The sequence below is a fragment of the Pseudomonas sp. Sample_22 genome (assembly GCF_004307635.1).
Lineage (GTDB): Bacteria > Pseudomonadota > Gammaproteobacteria > Pseudomonadales > Pseudomonadaceae > Aquipseudomonas.
Window position 1 is genome coordinate 56,962 of record NZ_RCNY01000060.1, and the last position, 22,405, is coordinate 79,366.

The window sequence follows — 22,405 nt, forward strand, 5'->3', positions numbered from 1 at the left end:
TTTTTCTTAGCCCATGCTTCTCATGGTTCAGCGCGATCGCCAGTCAGCGGACTGCTCGAACGCATGGGCTGCCCGGTAAATGTCGGCTTCGCCGAAATACTTGCCGACCAGTTGCAAGCCAATGGGCAGGCCATCGCGGATGGCACAGGGAATCGACATCGCTGGATGACCCGACACATCGAAGCCACAGGTGTTGCCGAGCATCTCGAAGGCACGACCCAGGAATTCCGGCAGTTCGGCACCCACGCCTGGTAGTGGCGTCGACCTGATCGGCAGCGTGGGCATCAGCAGCAGGTCAAAATGCTCGAACAGGCCGTCGTAGGCCAAGAGCAGTTGACGGGCGAGGTTCTGTGCTTTGCCGTAATAGCGGCCTTGGTACTGGCGACTGAGGTACTCACCGAGGATCATTGTTGTCTTGACGGTGTCCGGAAGGCTGTCTGCCTGCTCTCGCCATCGCGCATGGTGTTCCATCATGTCGGTCAGGTAGAGGCCGCGCCAATTGAAGCCGTGGCTATTGCCCTTCATCATTTGCTGGGTGGCGCCTTCGGCCGCAATTGCCAGCCAGATAGCCGCCCCCATTCCGTGCATGGGAAGAGATACTTCTTCTACTGACGCCCCGAGTGCACGGAAGACCCCGCTGGCCTCCAGCACCGCCTGATCCACGACGGCTTCCGCGTTGGGCAGGCCGAAGCCTTCCTTGAGAACGCCGATCCGCATGCCAGCGACGCCACGTGACAGCGCCTCGACGTAGCCGCCCACCTTTGTCGGATTCGACTGGCGAGGGTCGAGGCCGTCCGCACCCGCCAGGACCTCAAGCATTAACGCGTTGTCCCGGACGCTGGCGGTGATCGGGCCCAGGTGGTCGAGTGTCGTTTCAATGGGCATGGCGCCGGTATAGGGAATCAACCCATAGGTGGGTTTCATTCCGTATACGCCGCAGAAAGAGGCCGGGATGCGAACCGAACCGCCCTGGTCGCTGCCGACGGCCAGATCAACTTCGCCCGCCGCGACAAGTGCGGCGCAGCCCGACGAAGATCCGCCAGCGGAGTACCCGTGGCGGTGTGGATTGTGCACCGGGCCGCTAGCTGCGGTATGGGAGCCGCCCGAGAAGCACAGCGCTTCGCAGACTGCCTTGCCGGCGATAGTCGCACCCGCATCCAGGAGACGGGTGACGACGGTGGCGTCGACATCCGGCACATAGCCATCGAGCGTAAAGGAGCCATTGAGCATGGGGAGCCCGGCGACCGCGATGTTGTCTTTGATCGCGACGCTTTTGCCCGCTAACGGGCCGTCGCTCCTGCCGCGGATCTGCGATTTGCATTGCCAGGCGCCATAGCGGTTCTCCTCGGCGTCTGGCACATGAATCCCTTGCCGCGGATAGCGGACTTCTGGAAGAAAATCCGCAAGCGCATCGAGTTGATCGTACGCGTCGAAATTACCCTGTAGCGCGACCTGATAGTCCTCAATCTGCGAAGTGCTCAAGGTGATGCCGAGGGAGGCGGCGATTTCACCGATGTGTTCATTGCCGGGTCTGAGAATGGCCATGTAGTGTCCTTATGGAATCCGTGCTGAAAAAGGGTGCGACGCGCGACACGCAGAAGCTGCTCGTCTGTTGATTGCTTTGTCGCACCGAAAAGCCGTTCGTCAAGCCAGGAGCAGATAGCCGCCGAACAGGTCCACGACCACTTTTCCCGCGTCCGCCTCGTCGCCCCAAAGTTCCTGGGTCGTGAACTGGACGTGGTAGGTGGGTTCGGATGGACTGGAACCGCCATGGCCGACCGTATCGGGGAATGGCCATTTTTGGGATGTGCGGTGCACCACTACTCCGCGTTTTCCGCGAACATAACCGGGCATGCGGATATGCCCGGAAACGAACTCATTGCGCACAAGTACCTGATCGCCTACCTGGAACGGTTGCTCAGGAGGTCTGGGGGCACGCCCCGCGACCATAGGCAGAGCCAGTGGATAGGCGCCTGCGGCCAGCTCTTCGAGACGTCGATGTTGGAGTGCTCCCTTCTCGACGAATAAGGACGCCACGCCGACGATGATCCTGTCGTAGTAGCTGGATGTCAGGTATTGGCGGGGCTCCATGCGTTCTATTGCATGGCGCAGTTCGTCAACGTTAAACAGGCCGAGTTCAGCTGCGCCCAGGAAAAGCAGGCTATAGCCGAGGTTTTCCCAGTCTTCGTGGAAGACCGGCTTGTAGCTCAGGGAGTTGGCGGTGTGTTGCACCCGGCCGAAACCCTGAACGCCACCAAGATCATGTATGCCATCCATTTTTTCATTACTCGCTGCCGATGATGGAAGTAGTCGTTACCGTGTTATTCCGGCCCACGTTCAAGGCTTGCCGGGACTTCCGGTCGGGCGATTCCGATCAGCACATCCTTGGTAACGAGCTTGACCAATGCTTCTTCCGACCAGCCTTGCGTACCCGCCGGTCGAAATGGCAGGACCATGTAGCGGGTTTCGGCAGTGGTGTCCCAGACTTGGATCTCAACGTCGAGCGGCAGGTCCAGGCCCATTTCACGCAGGACCGTGCGCGATTCACGTACGACCCGCGCGCGGTACTCGAAGCTCTTGTACCAATCCGGTGGCAAGCCGAGGACTGGCCAGGCGGTGCAAGAGCAGAGCGTGCAGACGATGACGTTTTGTAGTGTCGGTGTGTTTTCCAGGGCGACGATGTATTCACCCTGCACGCCGGTGTAGCCGAATTGGTCGCAGGCGGCGGTTGCGTCCCGCAGCAACAATTCACGATAGGCGGGGTCTACCCAGGCCCTTGCCACGACTCGCGCGCCATTGGCCGGATCGAAATCGTTTTCCATGACCTCGGTGAATTTCTCAACGTAGCCTTCGGGTAGCAGTTCGCGTTCCTGGAGGGCATTTTTCAGCGCATGTGCGCGAGCGGATGCCGGCGCCGCAGTGTTGTTTAGGGTGTTACTCATGATCGTTCTCCTCTTGGCGAATCATCGGCCGTTCATGCTGCGCGCATCAGCCCTGTGCCGGCGTGACAGTTGATGTATTCGTAGCGCTGGTCCTCGGCGCGCATGACGCTCACTTCGTGGTAGCCCTTCCACTTGAGCTCGGCCTGGAGCGTTTGCACCATGCGCATGAAGGTCCCGAATATCTCGATATGGGTGGGATGGGATTCTGACCAGCGTTCGAGGTGTGCCAGGGAGCGCCAGTGGCTGACCGAAAAACTCTTCTCTTGAAGTTGTCCGCTGGCGTCGATGTGCTGCATATAACGATTGCTGTAACAACCGACAGGCTGGCCGTCATCTCTCAAGAAGTTCATGCCTTCGCGCAGCACAGGCTCCATCTCGCCGAGGTACAGTTCCCGTTCCTTGCCAACTGTTTCCGTCCAGTCCTGACCCGAGCGAATGACCACCAGGTTTTCATGGCCCCTGACAATCACCCGGGAAGACTTTTCTTCGGTCACCAAGCTACCGGTCGGCGCCATGGCATCAGTCTGTGAAAGCGCGATCCGGTCGCGCATGGCGCCCCAGTAGCCATGCTCCTGAATCTCGCCGCTGCGGGTCGCCATCGCAACGCCTACACCTTCCATGCCTTGTGGCATGGCATAGAGCGTCTCGAAACGCTCAACGCCCGGCATCAGGATTTCCCGGAAATATCCCAAGCCATCGCTGCCAAGGCTTTCGGTGTTCCACCAGTTGGCAACCTCCCTGTTCGCTTCCCAGCGGGCGAATGCGGCGGGATCGTCCCAGTAGGCGATGGCCACCATGTTGTCGTAGCCGGCATCGTCAACGTAGTGGGACAGATCATGGTGGCGAGGACCATCGTCCAGGGTAAAGCTGGATGTGATCTGGCGCAGTGCTGCACAGGCTGCACTCAACTGGTTCTCACCCTTTGACTGGACACCGAAGTAACCCATGACAAACTGGGTGACTGAAGCGTCGGCGCGTCCTACCCAAGCCGGGAATGGAGGGGTGTAACTATCGTCGATGCGCCGGGTGCGGGTACGAGGGCACATCAGGTGCTTGTCGATTGCTGATTCCATGGGTTCCTCACAGTTTTTTTTGCCATTGGCCGCCGATGCGCGGCATGGTCTATGGCGTGCTTTTGTTGTTGGTTGAAGCGAGGTCAAAACACCCGCGCATAGCGAAGATTCATCCGGAAATCTTCTCGTGGGCCGTTTTCAACAGACAGGTCCCGGCCCAGCTGAAGTTGCAACTGGTCCTTGGGGGTGAAGAAACGGGTGGCGGTGAGACGAAAGTTGGTAGTACGCATGGCATCATCGAGATCATCGCCATCAACCTCGACTTCTCCTCCCCACGTTTGCCCGAAGCCGACACCCAATGAAGTTGCGGGGTCCGGCATGTACCGACCCATTAGCTGCGCAGCGTAGGAAGTTTTCTGCTTTAGAACATCCGAACCGGGACCGTAGTCGTCGTTGTTCCCATACCAGATCGCATCACCCACCAGATCCATCGCCCACTTGTCGCTGAAGTGCTTGATATAGGCCGTCTGGAAATCGACCTTCCAGCGGTTTTCGCCGAGGTTGATCAGATCATTCTTGTCGTAGCTGCCGGTAGGCACGTACAGGTAGGCGTTGACGCTGAACGTATCGCGGGCGCTATTGAGCAGGAACTTGATCGGTGCCGTCAGAATCAGGTCACCGGTGCCACTGGCATTGCCCATTGCCCAGGCGTCGCCACCACTGGAAACGTGACCAAAAGGCAACAGGAACTGTGGGTCGATGGTGACTGAGTCGCTCAATTGATAAACGTGCAGCAGACGCAGGATGCCGATGTCAGAGGACAGGTTGAAATCTGAACTGGCTTCACGCCCATGGACGCGCAGTGAATCAGTGGTTGCGTGCTGGTAATAGACCACGCCGATGGTGGTGCCCGCGGGGTATTGCTCGTAGTCACCCGGCGCCACCTCTGCAGCCAACGTGCAAAAGGACACGCCGACAAGCGTCAGCGCTGCTAATACCGATCGTTTAAATTCAGGAAGCATCAGCCTTATTGTTTTCATTATGTCTGCCTTGCTCGGTAAACCCCTCACGGGGGACTTGGGTCCTTGACCTTCCTGGTCGTACGCCGGGCTAGCCTGGCGTACGGGTCGACGTCCAACGGCCATTTACACCGCGCGGGTTTGTCGCTGACTCAAGGATGAGGCCGCTACGCCTCGCGCTTCTTGGCTGAAACGGAACCAAAAATAGGTTCAGGCGGCCCTTCCGTCTCAGGTAGCTGGCGAGTAACGGGAGGCTGTTGTAAAAGTTGTCCCAAGGCATTTGCAGGCAGTTGCATTCAGGAAACTTCGCTTCTTGTCAAAGAGCCCTGACAGTCAGAAGTAGCGAAGCAACCGCGGTTCTATCCTGAAAATAAATTCAAAGAACAGGGGTGCATTGCAATTGGACAAAGACTCTCGGGAGTACGCCATAACGATTCCGCAAACCGCTCGAAAGGCGCTCGCGGGCACGGACTGGTCTAGCGAAAGCGTTGACCTCACGACTCAAAGCAACTCTTTCAGTGACCGGGTGGACTACTGGCGGGAAATGATCTTGCGACTTTTCGCGGACGTGGAAATCGGTGCAATCCCGAACCCCGATTTCTTCGGAAAAGTTCGCTCGCAAAAGTGTGAGTCCCTTCGTGTGAGCGATGTTGGTGCCGCAGCACAAGCAGTGAATCGAAGGCACTTACAACCTACGTGCCGGGAAGAGGACAGATATTTTGCGGTCCTGATGCTTGAAGGCACGGAATGTCTGGAACAGGATGGCAACCGAGCGGTGATCCGGCCGGGCGATTTCTCCATCTACGATGCAACACGGCCGCATTACCTGACGTTCGAGAATAACTGGAGGCAGATCATCGTCAGCGTACCCCGAACTTGCATCAACCAGTTGGTGGTCAATATGGAGTGCCGCACCGCAACGCGGATATCTACTGACAGCCCTGTAGGGCGGGTCATGCGCTCGTTGCTGGAGAGCATTGCTTCGCAGATCGGCCAGTTCACTCCATTTGAAATGGCACGGCTATCAGAGTCGATTACACATCTGATCGCGCTTTCACTCGGCCATGTGCAGCCCATGGACCCTGAACACTCGCGCTCACAGGCACTGACACTGATGCGGGTGAAAATTTACATTAACGACAACCTGGGCAACCCCACGCTCAGCGCTCAGCAGGTTTCCCTGGCAATGGGGATCTCCGTTCGCTACATCAACAAACTGTTCGAACAGGAAGGTGTTTCCCTGATGCGCTACGTGCTGCGTCGGCGGCTAGAGCGCTGTAGCAGCGATCTTCTCAATCCGGTCAATGCCGCACATCGAATATCCGACATTGCCTTTCGTTGGGGCTTCAATGATCTTTCCCATTTCAGCCGGGTATTCCGGGAGTTCTATGGTGTGGCGGCCAGAGAATGGCGGGAGTCACAAACGAAGCGATGATTGGCGTGCATCTGCTGAACGCCTATATCCACTCAGGAACGACCACTACCGGAAAACCTACTGGGGATTTGTATGCGCTGGTCTTCGTCACGTCCCTGATTGCTGGATGTGCATGCCCTGTCGAATTTCTCATATATGGCCTTTTGCAATTACCGCGAAATCTCTAGAATCCGCCCAGCACTCCGACAATGGAGGCGCTATGCCATCAATTAAGGAAGCCATAATGCAAGTAGGAAAAATTCTGGGGTTGGCCTTGGTACTAGGGCTGAGCGGTTGCGCCAGCTTCACCAAGGATGAAGTGGCTCCGGTGAATCTGCCGTCTATGTCGAGTTATTCGAACAAGCCGAATGTGTATGTGGACTTCGATTTCTACCAAGGCGCTCCAAAAAGCACGTCAGCCGTTGAAATTCCACAAGCTCGCGACATGCTCAAACCTGAACTTCAAAAAGTGCTGAACGACTCCGGGCTCTTTGGTCGCGTCACGCTGGACGAGTTTCAGAAGCAGCCTGGCGATTACAGCCTGCGCCTCAAGGTTTACAACCACCCACCTGGTGGTGGTCAGCTTGCCATGGCCTTTATCAGTGGGCTCACTATGACCGTCATTCCTTCCATGGCCACTGATCAATACACCATGAGTCTCGAGGCGCTTGATCAACAAGGGCTGCCAATCAGCAATGCCAGCAACCATGATTCGATCAATACCTGGATCGGTATCTGGTTTGTGCCTTTGATGGGTAATACCCCGAAGGCGGCGATTAGCGATACCTTCAGCCGCCAGGTCAATGCGTTGCTCAAACAAATGGTTGAGAGCAAGAGCCTGCAATACTCGGCACTCAGTTCCGGCGTGACACGCACCTGATAAAAAAGAGCCGCAATTGCGGCTCTTTTTTTACCTTCATTTCAGGGCTTGTATGAATTGCGGGTCGGTGTACAAGGCCTTGAGCAAATCACGAACCATCGGATTGTAGGCATTGGCGGCGTTCGGGATCGCAATGGCTCCGAAAAAACTGCTGTCCCACTGGCGGCTCACGTCCTTGGTCGCGTCGTAAACTACCTCGTTGCCCTTGAGCAAAGTAAAGCGGGCAGCGAGCTGGCCAGTACCGGTACCCATTCCTGCCGTCAGCTCATTCTTGACCAGCAATACATCCAGATGACGCTGTGCTTGCGGATCCAGCAGGCCCGCTCGGCGCAGTTCTTCGTTGATAGCCTCCTGAATATGCAGAGGGATGGTGCCACTCGGCGAGCTGATCGGATTAGCCCGAACAGTCAGCGAGCCCTGGCCAGACTCTGCCTTCACCTGAGCATTGTTGATTGATTGCAGTGTTGGGGTCTGTTTGAGCTGTTGGACGTTCTCGTAACTCGGTTCATAACGCGTCATGGTGACACCACAACCTTGCAGCAGCAGCGCGAATAGCGGAACGAAGAGTAGGGACTTTTTCACGGCATTTCCTTGCATGAAATATAAGGCCGCGAGATTACCCCAAAAATGGCATTTAGCCATCAGTCATCATTCGGTTTGTGTCTGCATCAGTTGCTCGACGATGATGGCTTCACACCGAGGCCATAGCCCGTCGTGATCCATGGGCGCCCCAGAATCGGACCGCCCAATATTCGTGCTGTCTGCATTTCCTGGAGCAAGGCCGTGGATTATCTCATTCACGCTTCTTCACCCGAGTGAAACGTCAGCCGCTTGGCTCATAGCAGCCAATCACTCAAGAAGGTACCCTCGCCCCAATGCCCTCAAGGTACTCACAATTACACGATGAAAAGTATCCTCGACCGCCTGCGTGGCTGGGCCAAGAAGTTAAAACGGCAAACAATGGTCCTGTGGTTTTGCTATCAACATCCGCAAACCCCTTGGTTACCCAAATGGGTCTCGATTTTTATCGTGGCGTATGCTTTGAGTCCTATCGACCTTATTCCTGATTTCATTCCAGTACTTGGCTATCTGGACGATGTGATCATTTTGCCGCTTGGCATTCTGCTGGCTATTCGCTTGATGCCTGCTCAGGTGCTGGAGCAGTGTCAGCTCAAAGCGATCGAGTGGGAGGCAAGCCGAGTGAAGCGGCCTGTGAACCGCTGTGCTGCCGTAATCGTTGTATTGGTTTGGGTTGTCACGTTGAGCATTTTGGGCGCTTGTTTCTTCTGAGCTAAGGTTGCCCCCTTCAGCCGATGACATCTCGTCGACGCTGGCAGCGGGCGCTGTTGCATCAATAGCGCTGCATCGTTTTTATCCTCCGGGATTGGCAGAAAGCGGCCAAGAGGAAACCTTCGAAAGAGTCTAGAAAATTAGAGGTGATTCGCGGCAATACCGCATTCCTGACAGGAATGCCCCCATAAAAAACACGCATTTTATTTAAAGCGTCAGATGTTCTAGCGTGTTCCATTCTGCATATGGAGATGTCGCTATGAATGACCCGAGACTGCGCCTTTACGTTGACTCTCAATTCACCAGCCCCTACGCGCTGTCATGCTTTGTGGCACTTAGAGAAAAGGGAATTGAGTTCGAAATGAGTACCTTGAACCTGGCAACACTGGAGAACCAGACCAGTGATTATGCCCGTCTTTCGTTGACTCAGAGAGTGCCCACCCTCGTGCATGGTGACTTTGCGTTGTCGGAATCATCGGCAATCACTGAGTACCTGGAAGATGTGTTCCCCCAAACATCTGTTTACCCACAGCCCCCGCAACAGCGTGCCGCGGCGAGACAAATTCAAGCGTGGCTACGCAGTGATTTGCTACCCATCCGCCAGGAGCGCTCAACGCTGGTTATATTCTATGGCCAAAAATACGGACCTTTGTCCGCATCGGCTGAATCTGCCAAGCAAAAGTTGCTTGATGTCGCTCAATCGCTGCTTACCGATAGCCCGAACTACATCTTTGGCCAATGGTCGATCGCCGATGTTGATCTCGCATTGATGCTGAACCGATTGATTCTTAATGGGGACACCGTACCGGCTCAACTGGAGGATTACGCCCAGCGCCAATGGCAGCGCCCGACAGTGCAAGAGTGGATCAAGCTGCAACGACCTCCAATGTAGCCGCACCCAAATTGCTGATAATGGCCGAATTCTGCCGCTGCTAAGCGGCAGCTACGGGTCGATCCAAGCTATCAATCTTCTGCATGAACGGACCGCATTACGCTGAGCCCTTTGAGCAGGCGCTAAATATTCTCCTTGGCCTCAAGTGCGCGGTAGTGCTCAATCTTGACTTGCAGTGCGGCAGCGGCCGCTTGCATCGCAGCAATTTCGGCCTGTACCTCCTGTAAATGGCATTCCAGCATCCGGCGGCGTTCGACAACCGTTGAATCCCCGGCGCTGCGCAGCTTGGCGAATGCTTGCATTTTGCCGATGGGCATGTGAGTGGTGCGTAAACGCAGCAGAAACTCCAGCCACGCCATATCAGTCGGCGCATAAAGCCGTTGTCCGCCGGCTGCACGAGCGACAGGTGCCAACAGGCCGATGCGTTCGTAGTAGCGCAGGGTATAGGCCGTGAGGCCGGTTTGCTTGGCGACCTGGTCAATCGTCTGGTAGGGCTTCATAAGCGCAATCCTTGGCCATCAGTGTTAGGTCATTCAGTGGTCCCGTTCACTCGGGAAGTGCGGCAACCATTTTGATGCCTCGTTTGGCAAACACTTCCCGCGCTGCGCTGATGCCATTCAACGCGCTTGGAAAGCCCGCATATACTGCCATCTGGATGATGATTTCAACGATTTCCTCAGGTTTGCAACCCACATTCAGCGCCCCCTCTATATGCACCTTGAGTTGAGGTTGCGCGTTCCCCAATGCGGTGAGGGCCGAGATGGTTGCCAGCTCGCGTGTGCACAGAGCGAGACCAGGCCTGGAAAACACATCACCATAGGCGAAATCGACTATCCAATCACCTAGCTCGGGCGAGATATCGCCAAGCGAATTGACCACAGTGTTGCCAGCGGCGCCGGTGATTTTTTCCAGTGTCTCTAACCCTTTTACTCGTCGACTATCCGGTTCAGTTGCCGACACCGGAACTGCGACTGCTGAAAGCACGAGCCCGGTTACAAAACCAAGATTTTTTAATGTCATGACCTATCTCCTTGTTTAAACCGCGCACGGACCTGGCCGTTTTGGCGGTGCAACAAGGAGGCTATTGGTTAGAGCGCGCTCTAAGTCAAGCACCTGGTGCGCTCAGATAATGGGGATTGCAACTAGAGGGATTTGAACCCGTCGCCCCAAAACTGCGTTTTCAATCCACGCAGCCAGTTTGGGGCACCAACGGTTTTGTCATGATGAAGGGCTGCTTTGGCCGAAAACGCTCCATAGCGACACGCTCAAACCACAGTGGGCCGCAACGCGTGCGCCAGATCGATCAATGCGCGTAATCGCGCCGGCACGAAGCGATGGCCGGAGTAGTAAAGCCTCAAGCCGCCAAACGACGGGCACCACGGTATCAGCACCGGCACCAGGGTACCGCTGGCCAGTTCTTCCTGGATGAACCACTCGGAAATGAAACCGATGCCAAGGCCCATCACCACGGCCTGCTTGATAGCCAGCATCTCGTTGAAAATGAAGCGCACCGGCAGATCCATCTGCAACTTCTCACCGTCTCGCTCCAGCTCCCACTGGTAGATGCCGCCATGGGCCATGCGCATGCCGATGCTCTGGTGGCTGAGCAGGTCTCGCGGATGCTCGGGCACACCATGGCGGTCGAGATACTCGGGCGTTGCCACCACAAGCATTCGGATGTCCTCTGACAGCCTCACGGCAATCATGTCTTGTGGTACCGACTCTGCCAGGCGGATACCGGCGTCGAATCCACCGGCGACGATGTCGACCATGTTTGATTCGCTGACGATGTCGATGCGCACCTTGGGATGGTGCTCTGTGTACTGCTTGAAGAGCGGCTCCAGCAACAAGTAGGCCGCGCCATGTGGGGCATTGATACGCAGGGTGCCGCTGGGTTCATCGGGGCCGAAGCTGGCTTCTTCGCCGGCACTTTTAATCTGCTCCAATGCAGGGGTGATGCGCTCCACGTAGCGTTGCCCAACGTCGGTGAGGGCCACACTGCGCGTGGAGCGATTGAACAGGCGCACCTTCAGGCGCGCTTCCAGGCCGGCCACGGCGCTGCTCACTGCGGTGGTGGACATGCCCAATTCCTGTGCCGCACCACGAAAACTGCTGCGGCGCGCGACGGCCAGCACCACTTCCAGTTCGGTCATTCCTGTTCTGTGCATGGATCGTCCTGAAAATGCGGATGCTTCATACGCAAAAGGATAGCTTATCGGAACAATAAGCCCCCCATAGACTTCAATGCACACAGGCTCGTTTCAGGCGAGTCATTTTGAGCGAGGAGTCGCCATGCAGCGCATCGAACATATCTATATCAACGGCGAATACGTCATCCCCCACGGCCAGGAATGGTTCGACCTCCATAACCCGAGCACCGAGGCCGTCATCGGCCGGGTTCGTCTGGGTGATGCACTGGACGCACAGCGTGCCATAGCAGCCGCCAGGTCCGCGTTCCCGGCGTGGTCTCGTACCACTCGGGAGGAGCGCATTGCGGCACTGCAACGCATGCACCGGGCCATGGCGGCACGGGAGGAAGAGTTGCTGGAAGCCATCCTCCTCGAATACGGCGCACCTGCGGTCCGCGGGCGCTGGATGGCGACGTACCCAGCCGACGTCATTGCGCAAGCAATCGATGCACTGGTGGCGTTCGATTTCGAGGAACAGGTCGGCATGGCCAGGGTCATTCTGACGCCCGTGGGCGTTGCCGGTCTGATCACGCCCTGGAACAGTAATGCGGGCTTCATCTGCAACAAGCTGGCCACCGCGCTGGCGACCGGTTGCACCGCCGTCATCAAGCCCAGCGAGATGAGCGCATTGCAGACGCAGGTCGTGCTCAGGGCGTTGCACGAAGCGGAGTTGCCGCCGGGCGTATTCAATGTCGTCAACGGACGGGGCGATGTGGTTGGCGAGGAAATCGCCCGCCATCCCGACGTAGCCAAGATCTCATTCACAGGGTCGTCCGCGGTCGGTCAACATCTGGTTAAAACCGGCGCGAATACCCTGAAGCGCGTGACGCTCGAACTGGGCGGCAAGTCGCCCACCGTGGTGCTTGACGATGCAGACTTCCAAGCGGTCATGCCCTTGGTCCTGCAAGCCGGATTTCTCAACAGCGGCCAGGCTTGCGTCGCGGGCACGCGCATCCTTGTGCCGCGCAGTCGGTTGGCAGAGTTCGAGAGGATTGCAAAGGAGTGCGTCTCACAGATTCAATCGGGCGATCCACGCAGCGCCGACACCGACATCGGTCCGATGGTGAGTCAGAAACAATGGGAACGGGTGCAGCGCTACATCCGTATCGGCCAGGAAGAAGGCGCGAGGTTGCTGGCGGGCGGCGAGGGTCGCCCGGAAGGCCTGAATGCCGGATGGTTCGTGAAACCCACGATCTTCACTGATGCCAACAACCGGATGCGCATCGCTCGCGAGGAAATCTTCGGCCCCGTGCTCACGATCATCCCCTACGACGATGATGCGAATGCGATCAGCATTGCCAACGACACGGACTATGGGCTCAGCGCCCTGGTGCTGGGCAAGAATCCCGAACGCTGTCTGAATATCGCCCGGCAGATCGATTCGGGACGTGTGCTCATCAACACCCTTGTCCACGAACCGCGTGCTCCCTTCGGCGGCTTCAAGCATTCAGGTCTTGGGCGCGAAATGGGCAAGTGGGGGATGAGCGCTTATCTGGAGCCCAAGACATTGATCACGCATGACCTGTTGAAATGACCGTGTGCGGTTCCTGTCTGGGAGGACTGGGTGGGAAATGGCAGCGAGCGTCCGCTATAGGCCGATTTCTGCAGTTCGCGACAGGCAGAAAACGGCCAGGAGCGGTCATTGCAAAGATCCAGCACACTAGGTCCGGAGCTGCAAACGACGAGATAAAACGCAGGATAGATTCACTGCCCACTTACACCTTGACAGGCTTTACAAATCGAAGGATAAGGCCGCTCGGTCTACGTATTCGCGCAGGCATTCATGGAGGAAGTGAGATTGAAGTTGTGTCATTCAACACTGTTGCTAAGTCTTGCCTTATGCACCGCTGTAAATGCGGCACCGACAGCCGAGGCTGAAGCAACCTTTCAGCATGCGCTGCGTATAGCGGAAGACAGCAAGCAACAGATAGATTTGATTGTGGAGCAAGAGCAACAAGGCAAATTCGATAAAGGTGCTCTAACTGAAACCATCCGGGAAGTGGCAAACAAAGCTGAGGCATTTGAAAGCGAACTGCGTAAAGCTAGCAGCGAGGGTCATGGTGTAGCCACTTACCTGCTGGCGACTTTAAAAGAACGCAGCAAGACCATGTCTGGTCAAGACTACTCGGCGATGCATGCAGAGGCTTGTGAGCTCTATCAGCGCGCCACGGATCAAGGACTGCTGGCCAGCGCGGTAATGCAATTGCGCGACTGTGATCAAGCGTACCAGCGTTTCAAGTTCAATGACCCTGAACTTCTGCGGCTTAGGGGACAATTGCAAAGCGCGTTGGACCAGCCAGACCCTTACTCAGGGCATTACCCATTGCCGGCGTTAAATTCGTACTGTTTCAAAGAGCCGAAGATGCCCGATGTCAATCGTGAGCAACCGTTGACCTCACTGAGGGATCTTTACACCCCTGTGCTGCTGAGCCAGGAACAGTTTCGTGCCGATGGTTATTATCTGCTAGCGCTCAAAAGTGGTATCGAGAATCCGGCAGCACGAAGCTATTTCAAGCAAGTGAAAGATAAGGCGCCGGACTGCCTGGATCCGATTGATCTCAAAACCATGTTTGAGCCAATAGACCGAAACAGCAACTGAGCTCTACCTTGGCCCACCTTTCACAGCGCTATTAACTACAACAGATACCAAGGGCAGGTATTTCGGTTGGTTTCCAGACGGGTTGATATGGGTTGATATGGGTTGATATGGGTTGATTTTAGCTGGTCATGGTAGGCAGAAATCGGCCAAAAGAGCCCCCACAAAGCGACTCTTCGGGCAGCCATGAACGCGCCGATAGATAATAGTTACTTACGATCGGTACAGGCTTGCAACCAGCTCCTCACCAGTGGAGGAGTCTGACCTTCAAGGGCTACACGTTCTGGCTGAAACAGAGTAGCGACGAAGAACGCGGCACCCATTAATTCGACAGCTCGTACTTCACCGTCCTCATCCCAACCCGTGGCGCGTAGAGACCCTTCAAGCAGCTCAGCCGCGAACTGCGGGTTCAGTCCATACCGGCAGCGATAACCTTCTTGAATTCGCGGAGCGCTATAGGCCTTAGCGATCCGTGAACCTTCCGCCAAGCGAATAGATTGTTGGGTCTCCACCAGCGCGCAAGTCAGTGGGGCGATTACAGCCCGACCGCCTTGACTAGGTAGCTCGCCATGCTCAGCATCCCTCCAGCCCAAGGCATTCCGGGCGTACTCCAGCAAAGCGTGTTGAAAGCCGCCACAAGTGCCTAGAAACGGAATGGCTTCCTTGCGCCCGTAACTGATCGCAGCCAATACGGCTTCAGTGTCGCGGTACGGACTGGCCGGAACGCACCATAGCCCGTTGAAGCTGAGTAAGTGCGCAGGGTTGATCGAGTCTGTGGCCAGCCATTCATATTCAATACTGATGCCCATTGCGGCAGCCGTTAATGGCAACGCTTGCTCGATGGCTCTGTGAGCAGTAACGCTAAGGTCACGGTCTCCGATCAGACCTACACGTATAGTGAGCAGCGTACTCATGGGTCGTTCCTTTGACTTTGGTAAAAACGCGATCTAGAGGGAGCGACGATAGGCACAGGCAAGGGATCTGTCGAGCCTGAGTGGCCACTACGGTCGATTAATCCCCTTACGTCGGGCGGCAATCGACCAAACGCAGACGTTTGGCAATAAGGTCTTATCCCTTGTTTCTCAATCCCTAAACGCGCTAGCGTCAATGCTGTTATAACCTCCACGAGCAGGAAGAGTCGGGTAAGCGTCTGGCGAACACACCTATGAATGTGTTGAATCGAAGATAACGGCATCAGCATTTCAATTGTCCATAGGCTCGGGCCATGACTTCCCAGGTTCTCGCGTCGGCAGGAACCAGATGCTCAATACGCAGCGACTCCATCGTAATGTCGAGAGGCATGCCAAATGTTGTAAAAGTTGACATGAATTTCAGTTCCCCGTGCCTTGAGTCGAGCCGCGTCAGTACCAACGGAGGCAGTTCGTTTGTTAACGTGGAAGCCTCTTGAGGCGTGGGGAGGCTTTTCAGAAGCGTAGCGAGCCCCGGGTTGCTCAGGGCCTCTCTAGCTGCCCTTTGCCAAGCAATCAATCTGATTTCCTCGACGTTGTTCAGATGATCGCCCAACCCTCCAGGCTCCAGCAGCGTTACCAACAGATTTAGGCCTTCTGCCGCATCGGCACTCAGGCCGACCAGATCGAACAGCACTCCAGTGCTGGCGTTGGCTGCCAATATCTCCCACTGACTCCCCAAGACAATCGCTGGTGCGGGGTTGTTGGCATGAAGCAGGTGAGTTATAGCGTCACGAACAGCCTCCATGCTTGGCGAGGTAAGAGGTGTTGCTTCGTAGCGCGGTGCATAACCACTGGCGAGAAAGACACTGTTGCAGTGCTCTAGAGGCGCATCGAGTGCCATGAGTAGGTTATGCAGAGTTCCTGGGCTTGGCTTGGCGCGCCCTGTCTCGATGCAGCTGAGGTGGCGCTGAGAAATACCTGACATCAAGGCTAGGTCGAGTTGGCTCAATTTTGCCTGACGTCGCAGTTGACGCAACTGCTCACTTGCAGTGATGGCGGGTGTCGTTCGAGGAAAAGGTCGAGTGCTCATTGTTCGACTCTGACGGCGCGAATTGGCTGAGTCCATGACCTGTGAGGTCATTGATCTCGTCGTGACAATATCACTACCTTGTCAGCGTTGATCATCGCTTCTTGCTCAAGGAGGACTAATGAAAAGACCCTACCTCTCACTTGCCACATTGGTGATTTTTTCCTTGTATACGGTGAGTACCATGTTCGTTGCCGATCAATCGCTCATCGACTTCGGCCTGGAGTTAATATCCAGCCCGGACACTGCCCAAGTAGTTATTGACCTTTACCTGCTCGGCGTCCTCGCTTGCATCTGGATGTATCGGGACGCTCGCTCCAAAGGCCGATCTGCGGTCTCTCTTGTGCCTTACTTTCTCATAACAGCAGTCTTCGTATCGATTGGCCCATTGCTTTACCTCGTCATCAACGGATTCGCCAAGAAGAAGGTGCCGACGGATACCACCGGTTACAGCATCAATATTTCGCGCAATCTCGACTAAAAGGAATGAAGAGGAAGTCCGTTGGCGTTTGGCAATTCCTTTGTTTCTAGGTGACCGGCCAACACGCCTTACGTGATTGAATGGGCGCCCATCGATGCGGCAGCAACTCCGTAATCTCACTCGCCCGCTGCGTCGGCAGACGAGTCAGAACATCCTTCAAGTAAGCTTACGGATCATGCCCGTTCATGCGCGCAGACTGGATCAAACTCATGATTGCTGCCGCCCGTTTGCCGCTGCGCAGTGACCCGGCGAACAACCAGTTGGAGCGCCCAAGTGCCCACGGTCTTATCTGATTTTCGACCGCGTTATTGTCTATGGGCACAGCGCCGTCCTCTAGATATCGAGTCAGTGCCATCCAGCGCTTGAGGCTGTAATCCAGAGCTTTGGCGATAGCCGACCCTTCGGGCACAAGGTCGCGCTGGGCCATCATCCAGGTATGGAGTGCGTCGATAAGGGGCCCCGCTTTTTCCTGACGTACTCGCCAGCGTTCTTCGTCGGTCATCTCCCGCGCCAGCCGTTCAATTTCGTACAACCCACCAATTGAGTGCAGCGCCTGCTCGGCCAGTTGGCTTTTGTTCGTCGCGTGCAGATCAAAAAACTTGCGGCGAGCGTGGGCCATGCAGCCGATTTCAGTGATGCCTTGCTGGAAGCTTGCTTTGTAACCACCAAAATCATCGCAAACCAGCTTGCCATTCCACGCGCCAAGGAAGTTGCGTGCATGCTCTCCCGCACGGCTTGGACTGAAGTCATAAACGACCGCCTTGAGCCCCGAATATGGCGTAGTGCAGTAGTCCCAGACATAAGCACGATGCGTTTTCCTCTCACCCGGGGCGAGCATCTGCACCGGCGTTTCGTCAGCGTGGATCACGCCTTGAGCAAGCACTGTTTCGCGTAGCGCATCGACCAAGGACTGGAGCTGCACACGGTTTGACCGACCCATTGCGCCAGTGTCGAGCGGGCGATGGCCAAGCCGGCGCGGCCAAAGATTTTCTCTTACCGATACAGCGGCAAATGGTCGGCAAATTTGGCCACCATCACGTGAGCCAGCAGCCCTGCCGTCGGGATGCCCTTATCAATGACCTGGGCGGGAACCGGTGCCTGAGTCAGTGTTTCACACTCGCGGCAGACCCATTTCCCGCGCACATGCTGCTCCACCGTAAACACGCCCGGCGTGTAATCCAGCTTCTCGCTGACGTCCTCGCCAACCCGCTGGAGCTGGCAACCGCAGGCGCATTGGATGTTGTCGGGTTCGTGATAAATCACGGTACGCGGAAACTGCGCAGGCAAGGAAACACGCTTGGACTGCTTGCGTGGTTCAGCTTGCGCAGCCGGCGGACTCAACGCCTTCCGCTCGGTTTCAATGGCCGCGATGTCGGTGTCGAGCAAGTCGTCGAGCAAGCTGCCTTGGTCGGGACTTAATTGCTCACTACGCTTGGCAAACTTGCTACGTTTGAACCAGGCGATTTCATGGGTGAGTTGCTCGATGATGGTTTGGTCGCGGTCGTTCTTCTTGCCCATCCTGTCGACTTGCTGTCCGAGCGAATCAACCTGGGACAGCAACTGCGCAGCGAAAGCGCGCACTTGGTCGAGGGTCATCTGATCGAGATTGGGCGAGGAACTCATGCCCTGGATTTTACCAAAGCGGATCGCCTGCGGCAGCAGGCCGAGGCGCTAATTACAGTTTCTAGAGCAATGTGATTGCACCGCCAGCTCCATCGCGTTGCCAAGGCAGTCCGAGCACCAAAGCCTGAAGTTGCTCGGCATCCAGCTCCATCTCGCAGCCTAGTCGACTGCCTGGCCAGTGAAACTTTCCTTGGTTCAATCGACGAGCAGCCAGCCAGACGCCAATCCCGTCATGCACCAGCACTTTCATACGAGTGGCGCGGCGGTTGGCAAACAGATAAGCACAGTGCGGCTTCGCCGCACCGAACACCGCGATCACTCTGGCTAACGCGGTCTCGGTGCCGGCACGCATGTCCATGGGCTCGGTGGCAAGCCAGATGGCGTCGACGCGAATCATTGCGTGAGTCCACGGACAAAGCGGGCGCAGCCTTCAGGATCAGACATCGGCCATTTCACCGTGATCGATTGCTCGCCAAGCGGCAGCTCAATAATCGCCAAAGCTTCCGTCTGCCGCTTGGGTGCAGCTCTCAACGGAACGAAAGCCGGAAACGCTGCTGGCGTCTGGTCTCGGTAAAGCGGCAGCCACTTGCGGATCACATTGGCGTTGATGCCGTGGCTGATGGCGACGCTGGATAGGGTTGCGCCCGGTTGCAGGCATTCCTGAACAACCCGGGCCTTGAAGGGTTTCGGATAAGAGCTTCGATGGCGCATGGAAATCCTGACGTTAAGGCCAATGGCGTCCGCTTAAAAATACGCGGACACCATCGCCCTTAATGCTGGAGTTCGGAAGGTGACTTCCCCAGGCGCTTACGGATTAGCGCACTTCTACACCAACAATAGAGCTTCACGAAATCCATCGAGTTCTGAGAGCGTTCGGCTTAACATGTACGTCGGTTCAATAGGAAGTCTGCAATGGATCTGAAGTTCAGTCACGTAGATGTACTGGTCAATAATCTCGAAGAAGCCTGTGCTTACTACGCACAGATACTTAATGCCAGGATCTCCAAAACGCTCGTTTGGGAACGAGGTGGTCTGCACGTACGCTACGCAATTGCGCTGATCGGTCAAGAGCGTTTCATGTTGGTACAACCATTGGCGGGGAACCTGAAAGAGCTATTAGGCTCATCGGGAGAAGGGATGATTTATCGCCACTGCTATTCGACGCCAGACATCGAGCGGGCCTACGACGAACTGATGGTCGCCGGTGTTCAGCCAGAAGATGAAAACGGAAAGCCACTAGCCCGCTCGAACCTGCAATCACCGTCGGGAACACGCATTATCTGGTTGCCCAAGCGCTTCGGGCACTTCTCTATCGAAATCCTGGAAGACAAGGCGTTAGAGGCATTTGTAGAAGCTGCATTTGCCTGAGTGATGCGGCGATGAACGTTTGCTTGCTGCCATTTATTGTTTGATGTCACCGACCGCTTGGGGTCGGATGTAGCCTCTCACTACCAACGCAGCACAGCCGTTTCAATTTCTGAAGTCAGCAAGAATGAAGGGGGTTCGGTTTCTCAACCAAGCGTCAACCTCATCCAGTGATCGCATTAAGGGGCTAAATGATTTCACAGGATCCACCCCAGTTTCGCGAACAACCGTAACAGCGAACCCTTTGCTGGTACTGCTCAGCGTTGCGACATATCTAACCGCTCCTCCAGTCTCTTCTACTCGTAAAGTTGCGATCAGGGGGGCCGAGGACAGGTCACTAACCATCCGCTTTTTAAGCATATTCCGTTTTTCGACAAGCGCCTTGGTACTGATCATAGCGCCGATGCCCACAACGATTACCAACACGGACTGAAAACCATAAAGTGAGCGAATTCCTGTCGAATGTTTTTCAGTTAGCCACTTAACTATTTCGGAAATTATATCGTTCATTATTGATCTAAATTGTTTCCAGATGGACGGATTCTATACAAACCCCGCCGCCATTATGCCTTGTAATCGGTGTTCTTGAAAAAGACAAAGTAGTAGGGTTTATTTAACTAATGGCTGTATCCCTTTTTGCTTTTGCTCACCGGAGGCTAAGGATCGTTTTACTGCTATTCCTGACAGACAGCAATGGCCTGATAGTCGTTTTTAACACGCTGCTACCGACCAAAAAGAAAAAAAGCCAGGGTTGTGAAAGCCAGTATCTAAGTCTTGAACCGCCTCCTCCAATCCAAAAATCCAGTCGTCCCTCTGCTGCGGTGAGCAGCAGCACAGGACCAAACATTTTCGTGACATCGCTCTTTGTTGCATTTAGTATTAAAAAATGATGCCTTTTAGCCATCACTTTGGACTCAGCAGTGCACTTCCTGGAAAAGGACTTCGCTTGAACAAGATAACCAGTTTTGCTTTGGCCATTCTTCGACCCGGCCCGCCAAAAGCTGTGCGCGAAATGAAAATTTCGCGCCAGGGCTTGTTCATTTTGCGCCCTTCCGTGCTGCGCCGTAACGCTGGCGATCTTTAAACGCGGTCGGCTTTTGACCTCACCCAATACGCACTTCCCGAACGCATTTGGTTTCGCCTGAATACTGATTTTTTATCGGCATTTAGGTGTGACTGCGTTTTGTAAAACAGCATTGAAATGGACTTGAAATGACCAACGCATTTCGTTTCACCACGCTTGCCAGCGCATTGCTGCTGGCTTCCGGGTGCTCAACTGGCCAATTCGACCAATTGGGCAAAGACTACGGCACGGCGATCTTGTGCGGTGCTGGGCTGGTTGTCGGTAGTGCGGCAGGTTATGCCCTTAACGGCAAGAACGGCGCACTGCTTGGTGCTGCCGCGGGCACAGCTGTTGGTTGCTATGCAGGATCGGTCTGGCAAAGCCGAATGCAAGAGCTGGATCGCATTGCTAAAGAAGAAAACCTGAAGATCCATTCAGAACAACTTCAGACTGTGTCGGCCACACCCAGTGCCGCGCCGTTGGATGCCGGTCTCGTGACGCAAATCGAAGACTCTGGAATGTTCGACACCGGCTCCGACCAACTCACTGTCAGCGGCCAGCGAAGCGTCGCCAAAGTGGCAGCCGCCTATGCCAATGTCGATCCTAAAATAGCGAACACTCGACGTTTACTGGTGGTAGGCCACACCGATGCCACGGGAAGTAGCGCAACCAATCAGAAACTGTCCGAACGCCGTGCACGCACCGTCGGCAAAATATTGATGACCGCAGGCATTCCTTCGACTTCGATTTTCTACCAGGGTGCCGGCGCTTCGCGGCCTCTGGCCGACAACAGTACCTTCGAAGGCCGTACTGAAAACCGCCGGGTAGAAATTGCAGAGCTGACCTCCCAGGAGGTGTTGGTGAGGCGCGCCAAAGCCGAGCAGTCCAACGCCAAATACTTGGCCTACGGTGCATCCACCGCCAAACCTTTGAGCAAGCCTGCCACCCCTGCGGTCGCGGCAAAATCGACATCACCAACGCCTTCCACTGTCGCCGCGGTGGAGCTCATCAGCACTAAAAACAGCAATGGTGCGAAACCGGCTGTCGACTTTGGCGGTGTGCCAACCGCCAGCATGCATTGGAATCTGGGCCAAAACATCACGCCAAAAACCGGCGGATTCAGCTTCGTTAGCGCGGCTAATGCCAGCGACATTCCCGTTGGCAGTTGCCAGGACGACATGCCGCGAGAAAGCGGTGACGTCATCAGCCTGGCAACCGATAAACCGCTCGATGGCGTGAAAACACGCGACTACCTGCCCGGCTACAACAACCGAGTCTGGGCCAATACCGTCAACGGCAACCTGGTCACTATCTCCCCGGTTTCCATCCTTCGCGAAGGCGCCGAAGTCGGCAAACAACCCTTCATTCAAGTGGTGAAAGGGTATGACGATGGCAATCGTAAGCCGCTGCCGTCAATGAATGCCGTCGCCAACACGTACGAAGGCGAAAAAGAAGTGCTGTACCGCGTGTTCATCAGTGAACCCAAAGCACCGGTAGCCTGCATGGACGTTGTATTCAGCAAAGGCAATGCAACCGCCGAGCGCGGTGCGTTGTTCTACCCCGTCGGCGAGCAGAGCTACACCGTCGCATATGCCCCTGTCAGCACCCAATAGTAGATAAACGGAGATATCGAACGTGCA

The 22,405-nt window shown here is 55.7% G+C and carries 24 protein-coding genes and 2 pseudogenes; 9 read left to right on the forward strand and 17 right to left on the reverse strand.

Features of this window, described 5'->3' with window-relative positions; genetic code table 11:
• Positions 1–27: 27 nt before the first annotated feature.
• The 5 genes from D8U73_RS15520 to D8U73_RS15540 form a co-directional block, all read right to left on the reverse strand.
• Positions 28–1,545, reverse strand: coding sequence for an amidase (locus tag D8U73_RS15520; protein WP_130905009.1), 1,518 nt, complete (start codon positions 1,543–1,545; stop codon positions 28–30).
• A gap of 99 nt (positions 1,546–1,644) precedes the next feature.
• Positions 1,645–2,277, reverse strand: a complete 633-nt coding sequence (gene nthB / locus D8U73_RS15525) for a nitrile hydratase subunit beta (RefSeq protein WP_130905010.1) — start codon at positions 2,275–2,277, stop codon at positions 1,645–1,647.
• Between the two features lie 44 nt (positions 2,278–2,321).
• Positions 2,322–2,942 (reverse strand): nitrile hydratase subunit alpha, encoded by a 621-nt coding sequence (gene nthA, locus D8U73_RS15530; RefSeq protein ID WP_130905011.1) that lies wholly within the window; start codon positions 2,940–2,942, stop codon positions 2,322–2,324.
• Positions 2,943–2,974: 32 nt separating this feature from the next.
• The gene (locus tag D8U73_RS15535) at positions 2,975–4,015 is read right to left on the reverse strand and encodes a phenylacetaldoxime dehydratase family protein (RefSeq protein ID WP_130905012.1); all 1,041 of its coding nucleotides are present in this window, start codon (positions 4,013–4,015) and stop codon (positions 2,975–2,977) included.
• Between the two features lie 83 nt (positions 4,016–4,098).
• Complete coding sequence (locus tag D8U73_RS15540) at positions 4,099–4,977, reverse strand: transporter (RefSeq protein WP_130905013.1); 879 nt, start codon at positions 4,975–4,977, stop codon at positions 4,099–4,101.
• 397 nt (positions 4,978–5,374) lie between these two features.
• Here D8U73_RS15540 and D8U73_RS15545 point away from each other — a divergent pair, with 397 nt between their 5' ends.
• Together D8U73_RS15545 and D8U73_RS15550 are read left to right on the forward strand one after the other, a co-directional pair.
• Positions 5,375–6,409, forward strand: a complete 1,035-nt coding sequence (locus tag D8U73_RS15545; protein WP_241667843.1) for a helix-turn-helix domain-containing protein — start codon at positions 5,375–5,377, stop codon at positions 6,407–6,409.
• A gap of 223 nt (positions 6,410–6,632) precedes the next feature.
• Complete coding sequence (locus D8U73_RS15550) at positions 6,633–7,268, forward strand: hypothetical protein (protein ID WP_130905014.1); 636 nt, start codon at positions 6,633–6,635, stop codon at positions 7,266–7,268.
• Positions 7,269–7,304: 36 nt separating this feature from the next.
• Here D8U73_RS15550 and D8U73_RS15555 read toward each other — a convergent pair whose 3' ends face one another.
• Together D8U73_RS15555 and D8U73_RS29525 are read right to left on the reverse strand one after the other, a co-directional pair.
• Complete coding sequence (locus tag D8U73_RS15555) at positions 7,305–7,850, reverse strand: hypothetical protein (protein WP_130905128.1); 546 nt, start codon at positions 7,848–7,850, stop codon at positions 7,305–7,307.
• A 110-nt stretch (positions 7,851–7,960) separates the two neighbouring features.
• Positions 7,961–8,053 (reverse strand): annotated as a pseudogene (locus D8U73_RS29525) (serine hydrolase); the annotation flags it as partial.
• Positions 8,054–8,171: 118 nt separating this feature from the next.
• On the opposite strand from D8U73_RS29525, the gene D8U73_RS15565 reads away from it, so the two are divergent.
• Both D8U73_RS15565 and yfcF read left to right on the forward strand, forming a co-directional pair.
• A complete protein-coding gene (locus D8U73_RS15565; protein WP_130905015.1) occupies positions 8,172–8,558 on the forward strand; it encodes a YkvA family protein in 387 nt (128 codons plus the stop codon).
• A gap of 259 nt (positions 8,559–8,817) precedes the next feature.
• Complete coding sequence (yfcF, locus tag D8U73_RS15570) at positions 8,818–9,450, forward strand: glutathione transferase (RefSeq protein WP_056856772.1); 633 nt, start codon at positions 8,818–8,820, stop codon at positions 9,448–9,450.
• Between the two features lie 122 nt (positions 9,451–9,572).
• On the opposite strand, the gene D8U73_RS15575 is transcribed toward yfcF, so the two are convergent.
• From D8U73_RS15575 to D8U73_RS15585, 3 genes are all read right to left on the reverse strand, one after another.
• On the reverse strand, positions 9,573–9,950 hold the full coding sequence (locus D8U73_RS15575) for a MerR family transcriptional regulator (RefSeq protein ID WP_130905016.1): 378 nt from the start codon (positions 9,948–9,950) through the stop codon (positions 9,573–9,575).
• 46 nt (positions 9,951–9,996) lie between these two features.
• Positions 9,997–10,470: a carboxymuconolactone decarboxylase family protein gene (locus tag D8U73_RS15580; RefSeq protein WP_130905017.1), complete on the reverse strand. Its 474-nt coding sequence runs from the start codon at positions 10,468–10,470 to the stop codon at positions 9,997–9,999.
• 245 nt (positions 10,471–10,715) lie between these two features.
• Positions 10,716–11,618 (reverse strand): LysR family transcriptional regulator, encoded by a 903-nt coding sequence (locus tag D8U73_RS15585; protein ID WP_241667844.1) that lies wholly within the window; start codon positions 11,616–11,618, stop codon positions 10,716–10,718.
• 124 nt (positions 11,619–11,742) lie between these two features.
• Here D8U73_RS15585 and D8U73_RS15590 point away from each other — a divergent pair, with 124 nt between their 5' ends.
• Together D8U73_RS15590 and D8U73_RS15595 are read left to right on the forward strand one after the other, a co-directional pair.
• Positions 11,743–13,173, forward strand: a complete 1,431-nt coding sequence (locus D8U73_RS15590; RefSeq protein WP_130905018.1) for an aldehyde dehydrogenase family protein — start codon at positions 11,743–11,745, stop codon at positions 13,171–13,173.
• Positions 13,174–13,437: 264 nt separating this feature from the next.
• The gene (locus D8U73_RS15595; protein ID WP_130905019.1) at positions 13,438–14,238 is read left to right on the forward strand and encodes a hypothetical protein; all 801 of its coding nucleotides are present in this window, start codon (positions 13,438–13,440) and stop codon (positions 14,236–14,238) included.
• 206 nt (positions 14,239–14,444) lie between these two features.
• On the opposite strand, the gene D8U73_RS15600 is transcribed toward D8U73_RS15595, so the two are convergent.
• Both D8U73_RS15600 and D8U73_RS15605 read right to left on the reverse strand, forming a co-directional pair.
• On the reverse strand, positions 14,445–15,149 hold the full coding sequence (locus D8U73_RS15600; protein ID WP_130905020.1) for a CTP synthase: 705 nt from the start codon (positions 15,147–15,149) through the stop codon (positions 14,445–14,447).
• 280 nt (positions 15,150–15,429) lie between these two features.
• The gene (locus D8U73_RS15605; protein WP_241667845.1) at positions 15,430–16,236 is read right to left on the reverse strand and encodes a helix-turn-helix domain-containing protein; all 807 of its coding nucleotides are present in this window, start codon (positions 16,234–16,236) and stop codon (positions 15,430–15,432) included.
• A 118-nt stretch (positions 16,237–16,354) separates the two neighbouring features.
• Between D8U73_RS15605 and D8U73_RS15610 the strand changes: the two genes are divergently transcribed.
• A complete protein-coding gene (locus D8U73_RS15610; protein ID WP_130905022.1) occupies positions 16,355–16,714 on the forward strand; it encodes a DUF2834 domain-containing protein in 360 nt (119 codons plus the stop codon).
• A 46-nt stretch (positions 16,715–16,760) separates the two neighbouring features.
• On the opposite strand, the pseudogene D8U73_RS15615 reads toward D8U73_RS15610, so the two are convergent.
• The 3 genes and pseudogenes from D8U73_RS15615 to D8U73_RS15625 all read right to left on the reverse strand — a co-directional run bounded on the left by D8U73_RS15615 (position 16,761) and on the right by D8U73_RS15625 (position 19,048).
• A pseudogene (locus D8U73_RS15615) lies at positions 16,761–18,337 on the reverse strand (IS66 family transposase).
• A 61-nt stretch (positions 18,338–18,398) separates the two neighbouring features.
• Positions 18,399–18,734, reverse strand: coding sequence for an IS66 family insertion sequence element accessory protein TnpB (tnpB, locus tag D8U73_RS29530; protein ID WP_153188975.1), 336 nt, complete (start codon positions 18,732–18,734; stop codon positions 18,399–18,401).
• Positions 18,731–19,048, reverse strand: coding sequence for a transposase (locus D8U73_RS15625; protein WP_130905023.1), 318 nt, complete (start codon positions 19,046–19,048; stop codon positions 18,731–18,733). Before D8U73_RS15625 ends, tnpB begins: the two co-directional genes overlap by 4 nt.
• A 201-nt stretch (positions 19,049–19,249) precedes the next feature.
• Here D8U73_RS15625 and D8U73_RS15630 point away from each other — a divergent pair, with 201 nt between their 5' ends.
• Complete coding sequence (locus D8U73_RS15630) at positions 19,250–19,705, forward strand: VOC family protein (protein ID WP_130905024.1); 456 nt, start codon at positions 19,250–19,252, stop codon at positions 19,703–19,705.
• Between the two features lie 102 nt (positions 19,706–19,807).
• On the opposite strand, the gene D8U73_RS15635 is transcribed toward D8U73_RS15630, so the two are convergent.
• On the reverse strand, positions 19,808–20,212 hold the full coding sequence (locus D8U73_RS15635; RefSeq protein ID WP_130905025.1) for a hypothetical protein: 405 nt from the start codon (positions 20,210–20,212) through the stop codon (positions 19,808–19,810).
• A gap of 136 nt (positions 20,213–20,348) precedes the next feature.
• Positions 20,349–20,813 (reverse strand): hypothetical protein, encoded by a 465-nt coding sequence (locus D8U73_RS15640; protein WP_130905026.1) that lies wholly within the window; start codon positions 20,811–20,813, stop codon positions 20,349–20,351.
• 182 nt (positions 20,814–20,995) lie between these two features.
• Between D8U73_RS15640 and D8U73_RS15645 the strand changes: the two genes are divergently transcribed.
• The gene (locus tag D8U73_RS15645; protein WP_241668528.1) at positions 20,996–22,378 is read left to right on the forward strand and encodes an OmpA family protein; all 1,383 of its coding nucleotides are present in this window, start codon (positions 20,996–20,998) and stop codon (positions 22,376–22,378) included.
• Positions 22,379–22,405: the final 27 nt, after the last annotated feature.